13 protein-coding genes are annotated in these 14,821 nt (G+C 53.0%); 9 read left to right on the plus strand and 4 right to left on the minus strand.

Annotated features, from left to right (window positions below; translation table 11 throughout):
• Positions 1-19 precede the first annotated feature (19 nt).
• The 4 genes from ABID47_RS04970 to ABID47_RS04985 all read left to right on the plus strand — a co-directional run bounded on the left by ABID47_RS04970 (position 20) and on the right by ABID47_RS04985 (position 4,597).
• A complete protein-coding gene (locus tag ABID47_RS04970; protein ID WP_354495123.1) occupies positions 20-766 on the plus strand; it encodes an SDR family NAD(P)-dependent oxidoreductase in 747 nt (248 codons plus the stop codon).
• A gap of 219 nt (positions 767-985) precedes the next feature.
• On the plus strand, positions 986-2,776 hold the full coding sequence (locus tag ABID47_RS04975; protein WP_354495124.1) for a glycoside hydrolase family 10 protein: 1,791 nt from the start codon (positions 986-988) through the stop codon (positions 2,774-2,776).
• Between the two features lie 89 nt (positions 2,777-2,865).
• Positions 2,866-3,969 (plus strand): hypothetical protein, encoded by a 1,104-nt coding sequence (locus ABID47_RS04980; protein ID WP_354495125.1) that lies wholly within the window; start codon positions 2,866-2,868, stop codon positions 3,967-3,969.
• A 172-nt stretch (positions 3,970-4,141) separates the two neighbouring features.
• A complete protein-coding gene (locus ABID47_RS04985) occupies positions 4,142-4,597 on the plus strand; it encodes an SRPBCC family protein (RefSeq protein ID WP_354495126.1) in 456 nt (151 codons plus the stop codon).
• Positions 4,598-4,748: 151 nt separating this feature from the next.
• Here the strand turns inward: ABID47_RS04985 and ABID47_RS04990 are convergent, their stop codons facing one another.
• The 3 genes from ABID47_RS04990 to ABID47_RS05000 form a co-directional block, all read right to left on the minus strand.
• Entirely contained in the window at positions 4,749-6,128 is a 1,380-nt protein-coding gene (locus ABID47_RS04990; protein ID WP_354495127.1) for an ABC transporter substrate-binding protein, read from the minus strand.
• 147 nt (positions 6,129-6,275) lie between these two features.
• On the minus strand, positions 6,276-7,100 hold the full coding sequence (locus tag ABID47_RS04995; protein WP_354495128.1) for a carbohydrate ABC transporter permease: 825 nt from the start codon (positions 7,098-7,100) through the stop codon (positions 6,276-6,278).
• Positions 7,097-8,038, minus strand: a complete 942-nt coding sequence (locus tag ABID47_RS05000; RefSeq protein WP_354495129.1) for a carbohydrate ABC transporter permease — start codon at positions 8,036-8,038, stop codon at positions 7,097-7,099. Before ABID47_RS05000 ends, ABID47_RS04995 begins: the two co-directional genes overlap by 4 nt.
• Before the next feature lie 244 nt (positions 8,039-8,282).
• Between ABID47_RS05000 and ABID47_RS05005 the strand changes: the two genes are divergently transcribed.
• From ABID47_RS05005 to ABID47_RS05020, 4 genes are all read left to right on the plus strand, one after another.
• Positions 8,283-8,708 carry a cell wall hydrolase gene (locus ABID47_RS05005; RefSeq protein ID WP_145024455.1) on the plus strand — a complete coding sequence of 142 codons (426 nt, stop codon included), beginning with the start codon at positions 8,283-8,285 and terminating at the stop codon, positions 8,706-8,708.
• A gap of 66 nt (positions 8,709-8,774) precedes the next feature.
• A complete protein-coding gene (gene gerQ, locus ABID47_RS05010) occupies positions 8,775-9,281 on the plus strand; it encodes a spore coat protein GerQ (protein ID WP_354495130.1) in 507 nt (168 codons plus the stop codon).
• 347 nt (positions 9,282-9,628) lie between these two features.
• Complete coding sequence (locus tag ABID47_RS05015; RefSeq protein WP_076171613.1) at positions 9,629-10,936, plus strand: hemolysin family protein; 1,308 nt, start codon at positions 9,629-9,631, stop codon at positions 10,934-10,936.
• A gap of 286 nt (positions 10,937-11,222) precedes the next feature.
• Positions 11,223-12,140, plus strand: coding sequence for an ArsR/SmtB family transcription factor (locus ABID47_RS05020; protein ID WP_354495131.1), 918 nt, complete (start codon positions 11,223-11,225; stop codon positions 12,138-12,140).
• A gap of 161 nt (positions 12,141-12,301) precedes the next feature.
• Here ABID47_RS05020 and ABID47_RS05025 read toward each other — a convergent pair whose 3' ends face one another.
• A complete protein-coding gene (locus tag ABID47_RS05025; protein ID WP_354495132.1) occupies positions 12,302-12,754 on the minus strand; it encodes an SRPBCC family protein in 453 nt (150 codons plus the stop codon).
• Positions 12,755-13,042: 288 nt separating this feature from the next.
• Here ABID47_RS05025 and ABID47_RS05030 point away from each other — a divergent pair, with 288 nt between their 5' ends.
• Positions 13,043-14,797 carry an ABC transporter substrate-binding protein gene (locus ABID47_RS05030; RefSeq protein WP_354495133.1) on the plus strand — a complete coding sequence of 585 codons (1,755 nt, stop codon included), beginning with the start codon at positions 13,043-13,045 and terminating at the stop codon, positions 14,795-14,797.
• Positions 14,798-14,821 lie beyond the last annotated feature (24 nt).

The following is a 14,821-nucleotide window of genomic DNA, read 5'->3' on the forward strand; positions in this document are numbered from 1 at the left end:
ATCTAAAGGAGGAATGGTCATGTCATTCGAAGGAAAAGTTGTCGTGGTAACCGGGGCGGCACAGGGAATCGGAGAAGGGGTTGCCCGGGCTTTTGCCCGGCATGGCGCGCTGGTCGTCCTGGGAGATCATCATGAGGAGAAAGGTGCGGCAGCTGCCGCCTCCATCCGCCAGGACGGGGGACAAGCCGTGTTTTGCCCGTGCGACGTGCGAAGTGAAGCGGATATCAAGCGGCTGATGCAGACGGCGCTGGACGAATACGGGAGACTCGACGTCGTGATCAACAATGCCGGCGTGTCACGCTGGAAGTCACCGTACGATCTGACGGTGGACGAATGGGATGACGTACTGAACACCAATGTCCGCAGCTGTTTCCTGGCGACCAGGGAAGCGGCCCGGATCATGAAGGAGAAGGGGAATCATGGATCCGTTGTGAACATGGCGTCGACCCGTTCACTCATGTCAGAGCCTAATTCCGAGGCGTATGCCGCCTCCAAAGGGGCGATCGTGGCCTTGACCCATGCGATGGCCGTCTCCCTTGGGCCGGACGGGATTCGTGTCAACTGCATCAGCCCGGGATGGATCGAAACGGGTGACTCCGCCCTGCGGGAGGAGGACCACAGTCAGCATCCGGCGGGACGAGTAGGTAAACCGGATGATATCGCCCGTGCCTGTCTATATTTGGCAGATCCGGACAATTCTTTTGTAACCGGGACCCACCTCGTAGTCGATGGGGGCATGACCCGCAAAATGATATATGAACCGTAACTTTTCGACTAATCAAAAGGTACTAATCCTTTCCAATTTTTCTCTATAGCCTTGTAAAAGGAAAAAATTAACTGGAGAATTTAGTTCCTTCTATGCAGTCGGGAAACCTGCTGCCCGAGGTGAGCCCAGCCTAATAAGGACTTGGGCTCATCTCTTTTTTCGACATCAATGCTATAATTACTCCGTTCTGCTAGAGATCTATAGGAATGGAGGGAAATTATGATTGTCAAAAGTTCTCGAATCCTGCTGACCGCGCTGATGTGCCTTTCGGCTTGGCTGCTGATGGGGTTTTCATCCCCGTCCGGACCGGTCAAAGCCACATGGGTATGGCAGACGGAGCTGATCGAGGATGGCGGGAAGGACCTGCTTGACTTTGCCCAAAACCAAGGAATCAACTTGATTTACTTACAGATTAATCGGGACATGCCGGCAAGCGAATATGAAGCTTTCATAAAAAATGCTCATGCGGACAGCATTGCCGTGCATGCGCTCGGTGGTGACCCGGGTTGGGCACAGACCAAGCACCGTGACCGGCTTGTGGGCCTGGTGGATTGGGTAAACGATTACAACAACGCTGAAGCGTCCGACGCCCAGTTCGACGGTATCCATCTGGACATCGAACCTTATGTTCTTCCGGAATGGGGCACCGACCCGGAAGGGGTCATCGGGACCTGGATCAATAATATACAAGCGTTCCTGGATGCGGCGCACGCTTCAGGCTCCGAGCTGGACCTCGGGATCGATCTTCCGTTCTGGTTTGACGGGTATACCGTCCCGGGCCAGGGCGACGAGAAGCTGAACGAATGGTTTATGAAGTCGTTTGACCATGTTACGGTTCTGGCTTACCGCAATACGGTTGATTCGGAACACGGCATCGTGGAACTGGCCAGGGACGAGATGGAATCCGCCCAGCGGCTCGGCACCAAAGTCCTCGTGGCCGTCAATACGAAGCAAATGCCCGGTGAGGAACATACGTCCTTCTACGGAAGCGGTAAAAGCGAAATGGATCAATCGCTTGCATCGCTGTCGGGCACGCTGGAATCCTATACCTCGTATGGAGGCATCGCGATTCACGACTTCCGCAACTGGGAGAACATGCCGGACGGCGGAGAGCCGGGAGGCACCAAACCGGATCCCGCACCTAATCCAGATCCGGAACCTGAGACACCTTCAGACGGCCAAGTGCCGGACCCTGATCCCGTTGACAGGGATAAGCAGGTGCGAGGTACATACGTATGGGAAGCCAATCAGGTCATGGAACACGGCCAGGAAATTATCGAATTTGCCAAGGAGAAGAAGCTGAACTGGCTGTTCGTCCGCCTGGACCTTCAGCAGCCGGTCGAAGCGTATCGTTCGTTTGTGAAGGAAGCCTCGGCGGCTGGCATCGAAGTTCACGCCATGGGCGGTCACCCGATTTGGGCACTGACGGAGAGCCGGCCGAAGATGATGAAACTGGTGAATTATGTGAAGAAATATAACCAGGAGGTGGCAGGGGACGAGCGTTTCCACGGTATCCATCTGGATATCGAGCCGTACGTGCTGCCGGAATGGAGAAAGGATCCGGACCACCTCCTTGAGGAATGGACAGGGAATTTGAGCGCTTTTGTCCAGGAAATCAAAAAGGATTCGAATCTGCAGGCCAGCATGGATTTGGCCGTTTGGCTGGACAAATACAAGGTCCCCGGCACGGATGAATCCATCAGCAAGTGGATGATCGACAAGATGGATTTTGTATCCCTGATGGCATTCCGCGATACGGCGGGAGGAACGAATGGGATCGCAGCCGTCTCCAAAGAAGAGATCGCCTTTGCCAATGAGCTTGGCAAGCCGATTCTCATCTCTGTCGAAATGAAGGACAGCGGGGAAGGGAACCATATTACTTTTGCCGAGGAAGGATCCGCCTACATGGAGGAAGAACTCGCGAAGTTGCCTGAGCTGCTGGCCGACTCGCCGTCCTATTCCGGAAATGTTGTTCACGCTTATGACTACTGGAGAACCGCGAAGCCTTAACCTGTTTTCCCTAGGCATTCACACAGATCTGCCGCCATGCATAACATAGGATGTAAACATTTTCGGACGACAAAGGAGTGTTGACCCGTATGGCGGATCAAGTGAAGCATTATTTTGCGAGAGGAAATACGGCGGACGGTTTATATACGCTGTTTGATTCGGTGCTGAGCGGCTTGGATACGGTCTTCGTACTGCAGGGCCGGGCAGGGACGGCGGTCTCGGCATTTCTCTCGGAGCTTGCGGAAGCATGGAGCCAAAAGGGCTGGAGCCTTCACTATATTCATCATCCGTTGAACCGAGACTGGCTGGAAGGCCTCATCCTGAAGGATATCGGCATCGGGGTTGTCGACGGCAACGCCTGGAGCGCCGATCCGGTTCTCGAAGGAACCGAAATCCGCATGATCGATCTGGAGGATGCGATTTCCACGGAGCTGCTGAACGAGCATGCCGGCGAAATGGAAGAAGCCGAACGGCAAACGAGCGCGCTCTACAGCGAAGCCTACGATACGTTCCAAAAAACGCTGCGGATCCATGATGAATGGGAAGCCTTCTATATCCAGAATCTGGATCGGGCCGTCATGGACCGGCTTGCCGAAGAGTGGGCGGAAGAACATCTCGTTCCGATCCGGCCAAGACGTGCCCATGCCGTTCACCGCTTCCTTGGAGCGGCTACCTGTGAAGGGGCTGTCGATTATGTTCTGAATTTAACGGATGGCCTCAAGAAGCGCGTCTTCGTCAAAGGCCGCCCGGGTTCCGGCAAATCGACGCTGTTTAAACGCCTTGCCAAAGCGGCGGAGGAGCGAGGGGTCGACACGGAAATCTATCACTGCGGCTTTGATCCGAACAGCCTGGACATGATTATTTTTCCGCAGCAGAGCCTGGCGATCTTTGACAGCACGGCGCCCCATGAGCATTTTCCGAGCCGTGAGGGCGACGAAATTCTCGATGTTTACGAGCTGGCGATTACGGCAGGAACCGACGAACAGTATGAGGATCAGATCGCCGAAATTCGCGGGCGCTACTCCCGCTCGATGAAGGAAGCGATCGCCCTGCTGGCCACAATCAGAGAAGTTCAGGAGCCCGTTCTGCGAATTTATGACCAGGCGGTCGACCGGGAGGCCATCCGCCGTTTGGCCAAAGGAATCTCGGCCGAAGTGGATGCCTTGACGAACTCGTCGGTCGTCGGCGATTAATTACGGTTATCCGCGTCTTTGCATCATAGGAAAGCCCCGGTTTCCAAATCATTGGGAACGGGGCTTTTTGGTGTATGGCTATCCCGCAGCGGCTTTACTTGACTTGCCTATGTCTGCTGTCTATGATGATACAAGCTCCGCAATCCATGAGAAGAGGGAGGAAATGAACCAAATGGACAAGCGCTCCTTTGTTTATGTCACCTATATTGCTGCGACGCCCGAAAACCTTTGGCAAGCGTTGACTGATGGCGACCTGACCGAAAAATACTTTTTCGGAACACGGGTGGAATCCGAGTGGACAGTCGGATCAGCTGTGAACTATCTGCGGGGCGGCGAGGTAACGGATTATGGTGAGGTACTGTCCTGCGATGCGCCCAAACAGCTGTCTTTTACTTGGACCTATAAAGGGGACAGCACGCCACGGAACAGCCCGGGCGTTGTCACCTTCGAGCTGCAGCCCATGGGTTCGGTCGTGAAGCTGATCCTCCGGCACGAGAACTTGCTGGACAGCGACTTTGTTGATGAGGAACGAACCTTTGAAGGGTATAACAACGGCTGGCCGGCGATCCTCAGCAATCTCAAAACCTTTTTGGAAACAGGCAAGACGATGCCGCCGATCTCCCTATAACGGCTTGCGGACACTAATTCCTTCAAAAGACAAAACGAAAGCCGGAGTTCTCGAGAAGAGAACTTCCGGCTTTTTCTGTTTGTTGCTGCTATAAGCGTTGTCTTCGCCAACATAAGAGGGTCATGCTAAGGGTTCAAGCTATTAGTTGACCTTAATGGACAACCGTTTTGTTATATTCCTCGATCTTGCTCGTAATTTCTTTGGCGGCATCATCCAATGCCTGCTTGGACGTTTTCTTGTTGTTAAGCACTTCCTCGATTGCCGTTTCTGTCAGCTGACGCGCTTCGGGGAACACACCCATCACCGCGCCTTGGGTAGCGAGGCTTGGTTCGGTTTGATGCAGCTGATCTACGGCCGTCTGGAACTGCGGGTACTGCTTCATGTTGTCTTTCACGTTCTGTTCGTCATAAGCTTTGGTCGTGATCGGGAAGTAGCCGGTATTGATATGCCATTCCGCTTGAGATTTCGGCTCGGCCAGAAATTTGATGAACTCCCAGGCTGCTTTTTGTTCGGCTTCCGGCCGATTGTTCAGGATCCAGTTGCTCGCCCCGCCGACAATGACTCCGCCTTTCGTTGCGGCGTCCGGCTTCGGCAGGAAGGCGGTGCCGACTTCAAACTTATTACCAGCAGCCTTAACGATGCTGCGCAGCGAAGCCGTGGAATCGAGCGTCATGGCGATTTGGCCGGCGGCAAATGCTTTGGACGTATCATCCGTCTTGCGACCGAGGTTCAAGAGCGACTTGTCGTCCACCATTTGCTTCCACCAATCAAGCGTCTTGACGGCCGCGTCACTGTTCAGCTGCGAGGCGGTGGCCATACTCGTTCTGCCGTTGCCGTTGTTCAGGAGCTCTGCGCCCTGATTGGCCAGCAGCTGCTCCATAAACCAGCCGTAGATCGCGAAGGAACCGCCGGCTTGTCCCTGCTTGGTCAGCTTCTTCGCCGCTTCCGCCACTTCGGCGTACGTGGCCGGCGGCTTCTCAGGGTCCAGTCCGGCTGCTTTGAACGCATCTTTGTTGTAGTACAAAATCGGGTTGGACGTGTTAAACGGCATAGAGTACAGCTTATTGTCAAATTTGTAATAGTTCAAAATGTTCGGTTCGAGGCTGGAAATGTCAAATTGGTCCGCATCAATGAACTGCTGTACGGGTGTAATCGCCTTGGTGTCGATCATGAAGCGGCTTCCGATCTCGTACACCTGAATCAGGGAAGGACCGCTGTCCGAGCCGAGCGAAGCTTTGAGCTTGTTCTGGCTCTCGTCGTACGTCCCCTGGTATTCCGCTTGAACGACGATATCTTTATGAGAAGCGTTAAATTCATCCACCAGCTGCTGTGCCGCTTTTCCCACATCTCCGCTCATGGAATGCCACCAGACCACTTTTACAGGACTGCTGCCGCCGGATGCGGAAGCAGCGGCATTTGCCGTATCTTCCCCGGAAGCTTGGCCGCCGCTGGATGTTCCGCATGCCGCCGTAATCAGCATCATGCAGGACAGCAGCATCATGGCGAGTGATTTCTTGCCGAATGGTTTCATCTTCAACAATCTCTCCCTTTTTGAAATCGTTAATTAATATATCGGAAATTATAAGCCGGCCGGAACGCCAACCGGCTTATAACAACGATCCGGTTCATTGAGTGTAAATGGACTGAATGTGCGTCGATAGACGTTTTCCTCATGCCACTAGCCTTTGAGCGCACCTGCCGTAATTCCCCGCACTAACGGCTTCAGACCGATGATCAGGAGCAGGAGGGACGGCAGCAGAAGCACCACGATGCCGGCCATGACGACGTTCCAGGCAGTGACCTCCTCAAACTGCAGCATGCCGATGCCGATCTGTACGGTCCGCATGCTTTCCTTGTTTGTAATGAGCAGAGGCCACAAATAATTGCTCCAATTCGTTAGAAAGGAATAGACGGCAAGGGTCGCCAGGGCCGGCGCCGACAAAGGCAGCACTAACCGGGAAAAGATGCGGAGATGGCCGCAGCCGTCCATTTTTGCCGCCTCGAACAGTTCTTTCGGCAGCTGCAAAAAGTACTGTCTGAGCAGGAACGTGCCGAACGCCGAAGCGATAAAGGGAACGATCAAGCCTTGATACGTATCGACCCAATGCCAGCTGCGTACGGTCAAATAATTGGGAATCATCGTGACTTCCCATGGAATCATCATCGTCGACAGAAACAGGGAGAACAGCAGCGCCTTGCCGGGAAAGCGCAAGAACGCGAAGGCATACGCCGCCAGGCTGGCCGTCATCAGCTGGCCGAGCATGATGGCCGTGGCGACGACGAAGCTGTTGCCGATGAACCGGGCCACCGGAATGGTCTGGAACACCTGAACGAAGTTGGCGAAATGCAGTCCCGACGGAAGCAGCCTGGGCGGGTACGCCGCCGATTCTGCACTGCTCATAAAGGCCGACGATAGCGTGTACAGCAGCGGAAACAAAATCGCCAGAGACGCCAGGATCAGGAGAAGGTACAGCAGCGGCTGGTGGATTCTGCTAAGGGTCATTGGTAATGCACCTTCTTTTCGCCGAATTTAAACTGCAGAATCGTCAGCGCCGTGATCAAGACGAACAGGATCAGCGCCTGCGCACTGCCGCTGCCGAAGCGATAGTTGATGAATGCATCCTGATAAATGTTATACACGAGCACGTCCGTGCTGTTCATCGGGCCGCCTTTGGTCAAAATGTTGATTTGGGCAAAGGATTGGAATGCGCTGATGACCGACACGACCCCAACGAAGAAGAGGGATGGAGAGATCAGCGGCAGCGAGATCCGGAAGAACGTTCGCACCGATCCGGAGCCGTCGATCTTGGCGCTTTCGTACAGGTCGTCCGGAACGCCCTGCAGGCCGCTCAGCAGCACGATGTAGTTAAAGCCGAGGTTCAGCCAGACGGTCATAATCGCGATCGAAGGCAGGGCCCACTTCGGATCGGTCAGCCATTGGATCGCCGGAATGCCGAGAAAGCTGAGCCCGTAATTCAGAATGCTGAGGGTCGGGTGGTACAGAATCATCCAGATGACAGAGCCTGTTCCGACCGAGACGGCCATCGGCAGAGAAAAGATGAAACGGAAGATCTTCATGCCTCTAAGCTTCTGGTGGGACAAGGAGGCAAGCAGCAGGGCCGCCGCGGCGCCGGTCGGCACGGTGAAAAGGATGTATTTTACGGTTACCCACAGGCTGTTATAGAACTGGTCCGAGCTCAACACGGCCTTGAAATTGTCGATTCCGACGAATTCGGCAATCCGGCCCTGCGGATCCGTCAAAAACAAGCTCAGGTAGACGGATTTACCAAGGGGGTAAAACAGGAAGATGCCGAAAACGATAAGAGAAGGAGCCAGGAAGCAATAGGCCAGCAGTCGTTCTTTCCAGCGGGAAACGCGCAGCGATTTCAGCGGGATGGCCCCGGCATGGGCGCGGGATCGGGGAGGATTTGGTAGCGTCATGTCTTTTTCCATCAGCCTGGTTCGACCTCACTTTATAATGATGTGGACTTTCCTTACCCAGTATAGAGAGGCGTTGTTAACGGGAAATCAGACGAATGTAAAGCTTTCCTGCGGAACGGACAACTTTGTCAAATGCTTGTAAATGAGCCGCATGAAAGGACAAGAAGCGCAATTTTTCTGGTCACCAACTGGGCGGATGCACATACACTGTAGAGGAAAACATCGAAGCAAGGAGGATGGACCTTTGGCTGTCATCAAAACCAATTCGGAGCAAACCAGGCTATTGGCACGGCTTATGAGAGCGGAAGCGGAATCTGAGGGAGACCTGGGCATGCTGATGGTCGGCAATGTCGGGGTGAACCGGGTGCTCGGCAACTGCCTGGATTTCAACAATATCCGCAGCATTCGGGATATGGTATTTCAAAGTCCCGGCGGGTTTGAGTCCACGCAAAAAGGGTACTTCTATCAAAGAGCGAGAGACGCCGACATCAGGCTCGCAAGGCGGTCGATTAACGGTGAAAGAACCTGGCCGGCTTCCAATGCACTGTGGTTTTTCCGACCGACGGGAGAATGCCCGCCGACCTGGTTCAACCAGCAACAAACCGGACGTTTTAAATCCCACTGCTTCTTCAGCCCATCCGCCGCGGATTGCCCACGAGTCTATGGATAGACCTTCAAGCAGCACATGGGACATGGTTTTCCAATCTGTTATATATAAAGGAGGAAGCAAAACACAATGATACCGCAACCGTTCCGACCTGTTACGTATTCTGGAGGAGGTTATCCCGGGGTCTCCGGCATGGGTCCGATGGGCCAGCACGTAATGATGGGTCCAATGGGGCAGCAAGGGATGATGGGTCAGCAGGGGATGATGGGACAGCCCGGAACTACGGGAACCGTTCCTCCGCCGGTGACCAGCGGCAGCCCGATGACACAGACCGGTGCTGTCGTCCAGGCACCGCCTTCCCAACAGTTTGAGCAGTCGTACGTAGAGAACATACTTCGCCTGAATCTGGGCAAAACGGGCACCTTTTACATGACATACGAAAACAACTCGCAGTGGAATGCAAAAATATTCACCGGCGTCATCGAGGCGGCAGGCCGTGACCACATCATCATCAGCGAACGTTCGACAGGCAAACGGATTATTTTGCTGACGATCAACCTGGACTACATCACATTTGACGAGCCGCTGACCTATCAATATCCGGGTGTTATCGGCAACCCGCCGACAACCCGTTAAACCGCATTTCGCCCATAAATCCCATAGCAAATGACGAAAAAGCCGTCCCTGGTGTCTGAATTGACAAGGGACGGCTCTTTTAGCCTGGCAACCGCTCGATTGCTTGAAATATCAGGCCGTCCCTGAATGATGCAGTCATACCTTGCCGTTTGACTGTGTAGTGTATAATTATATAATTAAGTATAGTGTATAAATTAAGCTAAAGATTTCGTTTATTTGAAGGGAGATGAATCCATTGGGAAGTTGACGGCCTATTCGCAGCAGTGGATAACGGTGGTTCGCCATTTTAACTTACGAAGGAGGTGTACCTATTTGCCGGTCAAGGATGACGGTGAATAGGAAGCAGATTGGGAGACCCCTTACCGAGTTTGATATGGGTTTTTATACTCGTATTATTGAACGGTTTTTTTGTATCGGTTGAATTTGCCATGGTCAAGGTCCGGAGCAGCCGGGTAGAGACCTTGGTAGAAGAAGGACGACGAGGCGCGGTGTATGCCCGCAAGATCGTCAACAATTTGGATGCGTATTTGTCCGCATGCCAGCTGGGCATTACGCTTGCTTCGCTGGGGCTTGGATGGCTCGGCGAACCGGCGGTCGCGACGCTTCTCAGACCTTTGCTTCATTCGCTAGGGTTTGGGGAAGCAGCTGTACACGGCATTGCGGTCGTCATTGCATTCCTGCTCATTACGATTCTCCATATTGTGCTTGGAGAACTGGCGCCGAAGACGATGGCCATCCGCAAGGCGGAATCGGTCGTGCTCATGTCGTCGGCCATCATGATCTATTTCAACAAATTGATGTACCCGTTCATTTGGGTATTGAACGGATTGGCAGGCAGCCTGCTGCGGGTGTTCCGTGTCGCCCCGGCTTCCGAGTCGGACTCGGCGCATACGGAGGAAGAAATCCGCATTCTGATGAAAGAAAGCAATAAAAACGGACTCATTGACAATACGGAAATGGCACTGGTTGATAACATATTCGAATTTGCGGAAACGACCGGACGGGAAATCATGATTCCCCGAACGGAGATGATCTGTCTGAATACTCAGCTGTCCCGGGAGGAGAATCTCGAGATCGCTTATGAAGGAATGCGGACCCGGTACCCTGTCTGTGACGGGGATAAGGACCATATCATCGGCTTCCTGCACATTAAAGACTTATTACATTCCACAACGCTTGAATACAATACTTTGATACGTCCGATCCTGACTGTGCCCGAATCCATTCAGATCAGTGCATTGCTGAAACTGATGCAGCGGGGCAAAACCCAGATCGCCATCCTGATTGACGAATATGGAGGCACATCCGGGCTGGTTACCCTGGAAGACATTATGGAAGAGATCGTCGGTGAAATTCAGGACGAATTCGACGAGGAGCGTCCGGGAATCGAGAAAATCCGCGACGACGAATATTCGATTGACGGATTGATGCTGATTGAAGAAATTAACGAACGCTTTGGTCTGGAGCTGGATACATCCGATTACGATACGATCGGCGGCTGGCTGTACTCACGCATCGAGGCGATTCCTCCGCAGCGAGGACTGTCGGCAGAACTGGACGGCCACATTTTCATAGTGGAAGAAACGGATAATAAGCGCATTTCAAGGATTAAGCTCCTGAAGCCAGAGGTCATGGTCGAGGAAGCGGGCGCGTAGAGTTGTAACATATAGGGAGAAGTTTACGGGAGCAGTCCGCGGATTGGCGGGTGCTTTCTAAAGGGCACAGTGCTGCGGCGCTGTGCTCTTTATATTCACAGGTTGGTCTTCAATTTTTCTTAGCAAATCGATAAGAAATCCTTATATTAAGTTCCATTTTGTGCTGAAAAGACAGCATTTCGATCGAATGCCGTTTGGACTATCGCACGGTGATTCGTTAAAGGAGTGGAACATCACGGAGTATTCACGTTATAATGATTACTAATTTGAGAGGGGGAACCGAGGATTGGATTACCGCATTGACATAAAATTCGAGCCCGTACATGAATTTATGAACAGCCTTCATACCTATATTTGCCGGGCGTCCTACAAAAAGATCGATCTGTCCCCTTCGTGGGCAACGGCCACCAAGAAACAGCTCAAGCCGGAATTTGCCGCCATGCTGGACGAGATGCTTGTGAATGGCGACTGGTGGAGCTTTGCTTACCTGCTGGGCCTCCTCGTTCCGGAGGGCAGGGGCGTCGAGGGATTCCTGGACTGGCTGGAGAAACTGACGATTCAGGACCTGGTCCAGCTGTTTACGGCGAATGGCAATGAGTTTCCGGACGAGGATCTGGAGGTTTTCCTGGCCCGGACGCGGTCGATGTTTGAGCAGTGGTACGAGCAGTATTTCCGGAACGTGGATCCGGCCATTCTGCAGGCGCTGGAACGGGAGAAAGAGGAGCGGCTGCAGCAGCTGACGGACGCGGACGGGGCGGATTTTGTCGACGAGACGACCAACGGCATGCTGTTCAAACCGGTGGACAGCGCGGACGAGCTGGTGCTCATTCCGCAATACCATTTTCAGCCGGTCAACATGGTGACTCATTATGGACGGACAATTTACTGCCATTATAATTCCCGCATTTATTTGGGAGACGATGATTATATTCCGACCCATGACCTGCGGATGATCCGCAGTCTCGGCGAGAAAAGCCGGCTTAAAATTTTGCGCTTTCTGCATGGAGGACCGCGGACGTTTACGGAAATCGTCAGTCATGTCCAGCTGTCCAAAGGCATTACCCATGACCACATCTCGAAGCTGCGCACCGCCGGGTTTATCTACGCCCATTTTGAAGGGGAGAACCTGACCGAATACAGCCTGAGAAAACGGGCCATCCATCAGATGCAGGAACGGCTGCTCGGGTACATAGAAGAAGGATGAAGCTTCGATACCGATTGGAACAGCAGAGCATGAGGGACCGGACCCTATTACACGAAGGGGGCATTCGGCAGCAGATCGTATAGACAGATGCGAGCAGATATAATTATAAAAAATAGCCTGGCCGTAGATTTACGGAACCAGGCTATTTGTACGTTAACCATTTACGGCCGGCTAAGTATATGATCTTTGGACTCTATCGCCGCTTTGAGCTCGTCCAGAAGCTGAAGCCACGTACGGACATGCCACTGCCTTGCAGCCATGCCTTGCGGCGTATTTTTCCATCCGATATGCATCACGCTGAGGCGGGTAAGGTCCTCCAGCTGTTTGAAATTGACCTGCACCATGGTTAAATCCCCGTTCAGATTCATCGTCTCCGCAAAAATTTCAGGTCCTTTCCACTCAAACTGCAGCACCCGCGGTTTCTCATATTTGAGCAGTTTGCATCCGGTCGGTGTCTGATCATTCGGGTCAGGGTACAGCTCGTATTTGCCGCCTTCCCATGGTTCAATCCGTGCTGCAGGAGCCAGCCACGCCTTGACGCGGTCTTCTTCCGTCCAAGCCCTCCATACCAGATCCAGCTCTTTTTCAATGAATATTTCGTGTTTAATGGTCACTGTAATGAAGTCTCCTTTGGCCAGTCGTCAATGAATCTATGATTTACCTTATCCTAGCATATTTTTACGGCCGAAGTCATGCCGAAACGGGAACAAACTGGGGACATCTCCTCAACGTTGAAACGGGCTGTTTCCCTTACAGAAAACGCATATGACAAACTTTCAGAAAAAAACTTTTAGTTCTCTATTTACAGAACTCGAAATGGTTTCTATAATAACGATATCATCTACAAATATAAATCATACTTAATTCATCGGAATGGTGAGTAAAAACGGGAGGTTATGATGATGAAAAAAGGAGTGTACTTGCTAACTTCGCTGTTGATCGTCGGATCAATGCTGGTTACGGCATGCTCGAACAATAGTGATGACGGGGGTTCATCCAGCGGAACGGCTCAAACGGAGCAGGGTACAAAAGATACAGCAGCTTCGTCCGATGCCGGAGGAACCTCTGCACTGACCGAGCCTTACACGGCAGCCGACTTGTCCAAACTGCCCGATGTGGCCAAGCAGCGTACGGACACAATTATCGTGGCGCTGACCGACCCGAGCGGCGCGTTCACACCCTATTTTACCCAGAGCGGTTATGACGGCAACGTCAACTCCCTGCTGTTCGGTTCGCTGGTGACGGTGGACGATAAGGGATTGCCGGTTCCGGACCTTGCGGAGAAATGGGACATTTCCGAAGATCAGAAGACGATTACATATCATCTGCGGAAGGATCTGAAATTCAGCGACGGCTCGCCAATGACGGCTGACGATGTCGCGTTTACGTGGACGATCCTGTTCGACCCGTCCTATGACGGGGATTCGATCATTCCGAGCACGATCGCGATCCAGGGCGCGCAGGATTATAAGGATGGCAAGGCGAAGAGCATTTCCGGCATCAAGGTGGTCGATCCGCAGACGATTTCCGTCACGCTGGATAAGCCGAACGCAACGGCGCTCGTCACGCTCGGCTCGAACATCTTGTCCAAGGCATACTACGGCAAGGATTATAAGTTCGGTGACCTGAGCTACATCAAAAACCTGCATCAAACGCCGGTCGGCAACGGCCCATACAAGCTGGAGAAATTCATTCCAGGCCAGGAAGTCCGTTTTGTCGCCAATGAGAACTACTATAAAGGCAAGCCGAAAACAGAGCACTTTATTTATAAAACGTCCGAAGGCGACGCTTGGCAGTACCTGGAGACCGGAGAAATTGACTACACTTCGTTCCCGGCTACAACCGAAAATATCGAGAAGCTGAAGTCCCTCGGCTTCACCAACATTTTGCCTTACACGGCCAGCAACTACGGTTACCTGCAGGTCAACTTGGAACACGAAGCGCTGAAGGATAAAAAAGTTCGCCAAGCGATCGCGTACGGCCTCGACCGTCAAAGCATCTACGTGGACGCGAACGAAGGTGCCGGTGCAGTAGCTAACATTCCGGCTCCGCCGATCTCCTGGGCTTACACCGAAGACGGCATTAACCCGTACAAATTTGATTCGGAAAAAGCCAAGCAGCTGCTGGACGAAGCCGGCTGGAAAGTGGGCGCAGGCGGCATCCGCGAGAAAGACGGCAAGAAGCTGACGATCCACTACCTGGGCTCGAAGAGCAAGCAGACGGATATCTTTATTCCGGTAGCTAAAGAGAACTTCCAGGCGATCGGCGTCGACTTCCAGCCGGAAGTGTTCGCCGACTTCAACTCCCTCGTGTCCAAAGTGGAGAGCGGGGATTACGATCTCGTATCCTTCTCGACTCCGCTGCTGCAGGATCCGTCGGACGGCGTCATGCAGTTTATCGACGGCGAGATCAAAGCCTACGACAATCCGAAGGTGAAAGAGCTCTATGACAAAGCGCTCGCGACTTCCGACATCGAAGAGCGCAAGGCCATCTACAAAGAGCTGTTCCAGCTGCTGAACGACGAGCTGCCGGTCATCTTCACGAACTACAAGAAGACGGTGTACGGTTACAACGGCCGCATCGAGAACCTGAAGGTCAGCCCGTTCGTCGGACTTGCCAACAGCTTGCCTGACTGGTCGCTGAAGCCGGTACAATAATCAGAAGGACCCACAATGGAGTCC

The organism is Paenibacillus favisporus, from assembly GCF_040545415.1.
GTDB classification, from domain to species: Bacteria; Bacillota; Bacilli; order Paenibacillales; family Paenibacillaceae; genus Paenibacillus_AQ; species Paenibacillus_AQ favisporus.

Bases quoted from the DNA above. Each gene is read 5' to 3' on its own strand.
- ABID47_RS04970 (WP_354495123.1), top strand. From the start codon at position 20: ATGTCATTCGAAGGAAAAGTTGTCGTGGTAACCGGGGCGGCACAGGGA.
- ABID47_RS04975 (WP_354495124.1), top strand. From the start codon at position 986: ATGATTGTCAAAAGTTCTCGAATCCTGCTGACCGCGCTGATGTGCCTT.
- ABID47_RS04980 (WP_354495125.1), top strand. From the start codon at position 2,866: ATGGCGGATCAAGTGAAGCATTATTTTGCGAGAGGAAATACGGCGGAC.
- ABID47_RS04985 (WP_354495126.1), top strand. From the start codon at position 4,142: ATGGACAAGCGCTCCTTTGTTTATGTCACCTATATTGCTGCGACGCCC.
- ABID47_RS04990 (WP_354495127.1), bottom strand. From the start codon at position 6,128: ATGAAACCATTCGGCAAGAAATCACTCGCCATGATGCTGCTGTCCTGC.
- ABID47_RS04995 (WP_354495128.1), bottom strand. From the start codon at position 7,100: ATGACCCTTAGCAGAATCCACCAGCCGCTGCTGTACCTTCTCCTGATC.
- ABID47_RS05000 (WP_354495129.1), bottom strand. From the start codon at position 8,038: ATGACGCTACCAAATCCTCCCCGATCCCGCGCCCATGCCGGGGCCATC.
- gerQ (WP_354495130.1), top strand. From the start codon at position 8,775: ATGATACCGCAACCGTTCCGACCTGTTACGTATTCTGGAGGAGGTTAT.
- ABID47_RS05030 (WP_354495133.1), top strand. From the start codon at position 13,043: ATGAAAAAAGGAGTGTACTTGCTAACTTCGCTGTTGATCGTCGGATCA.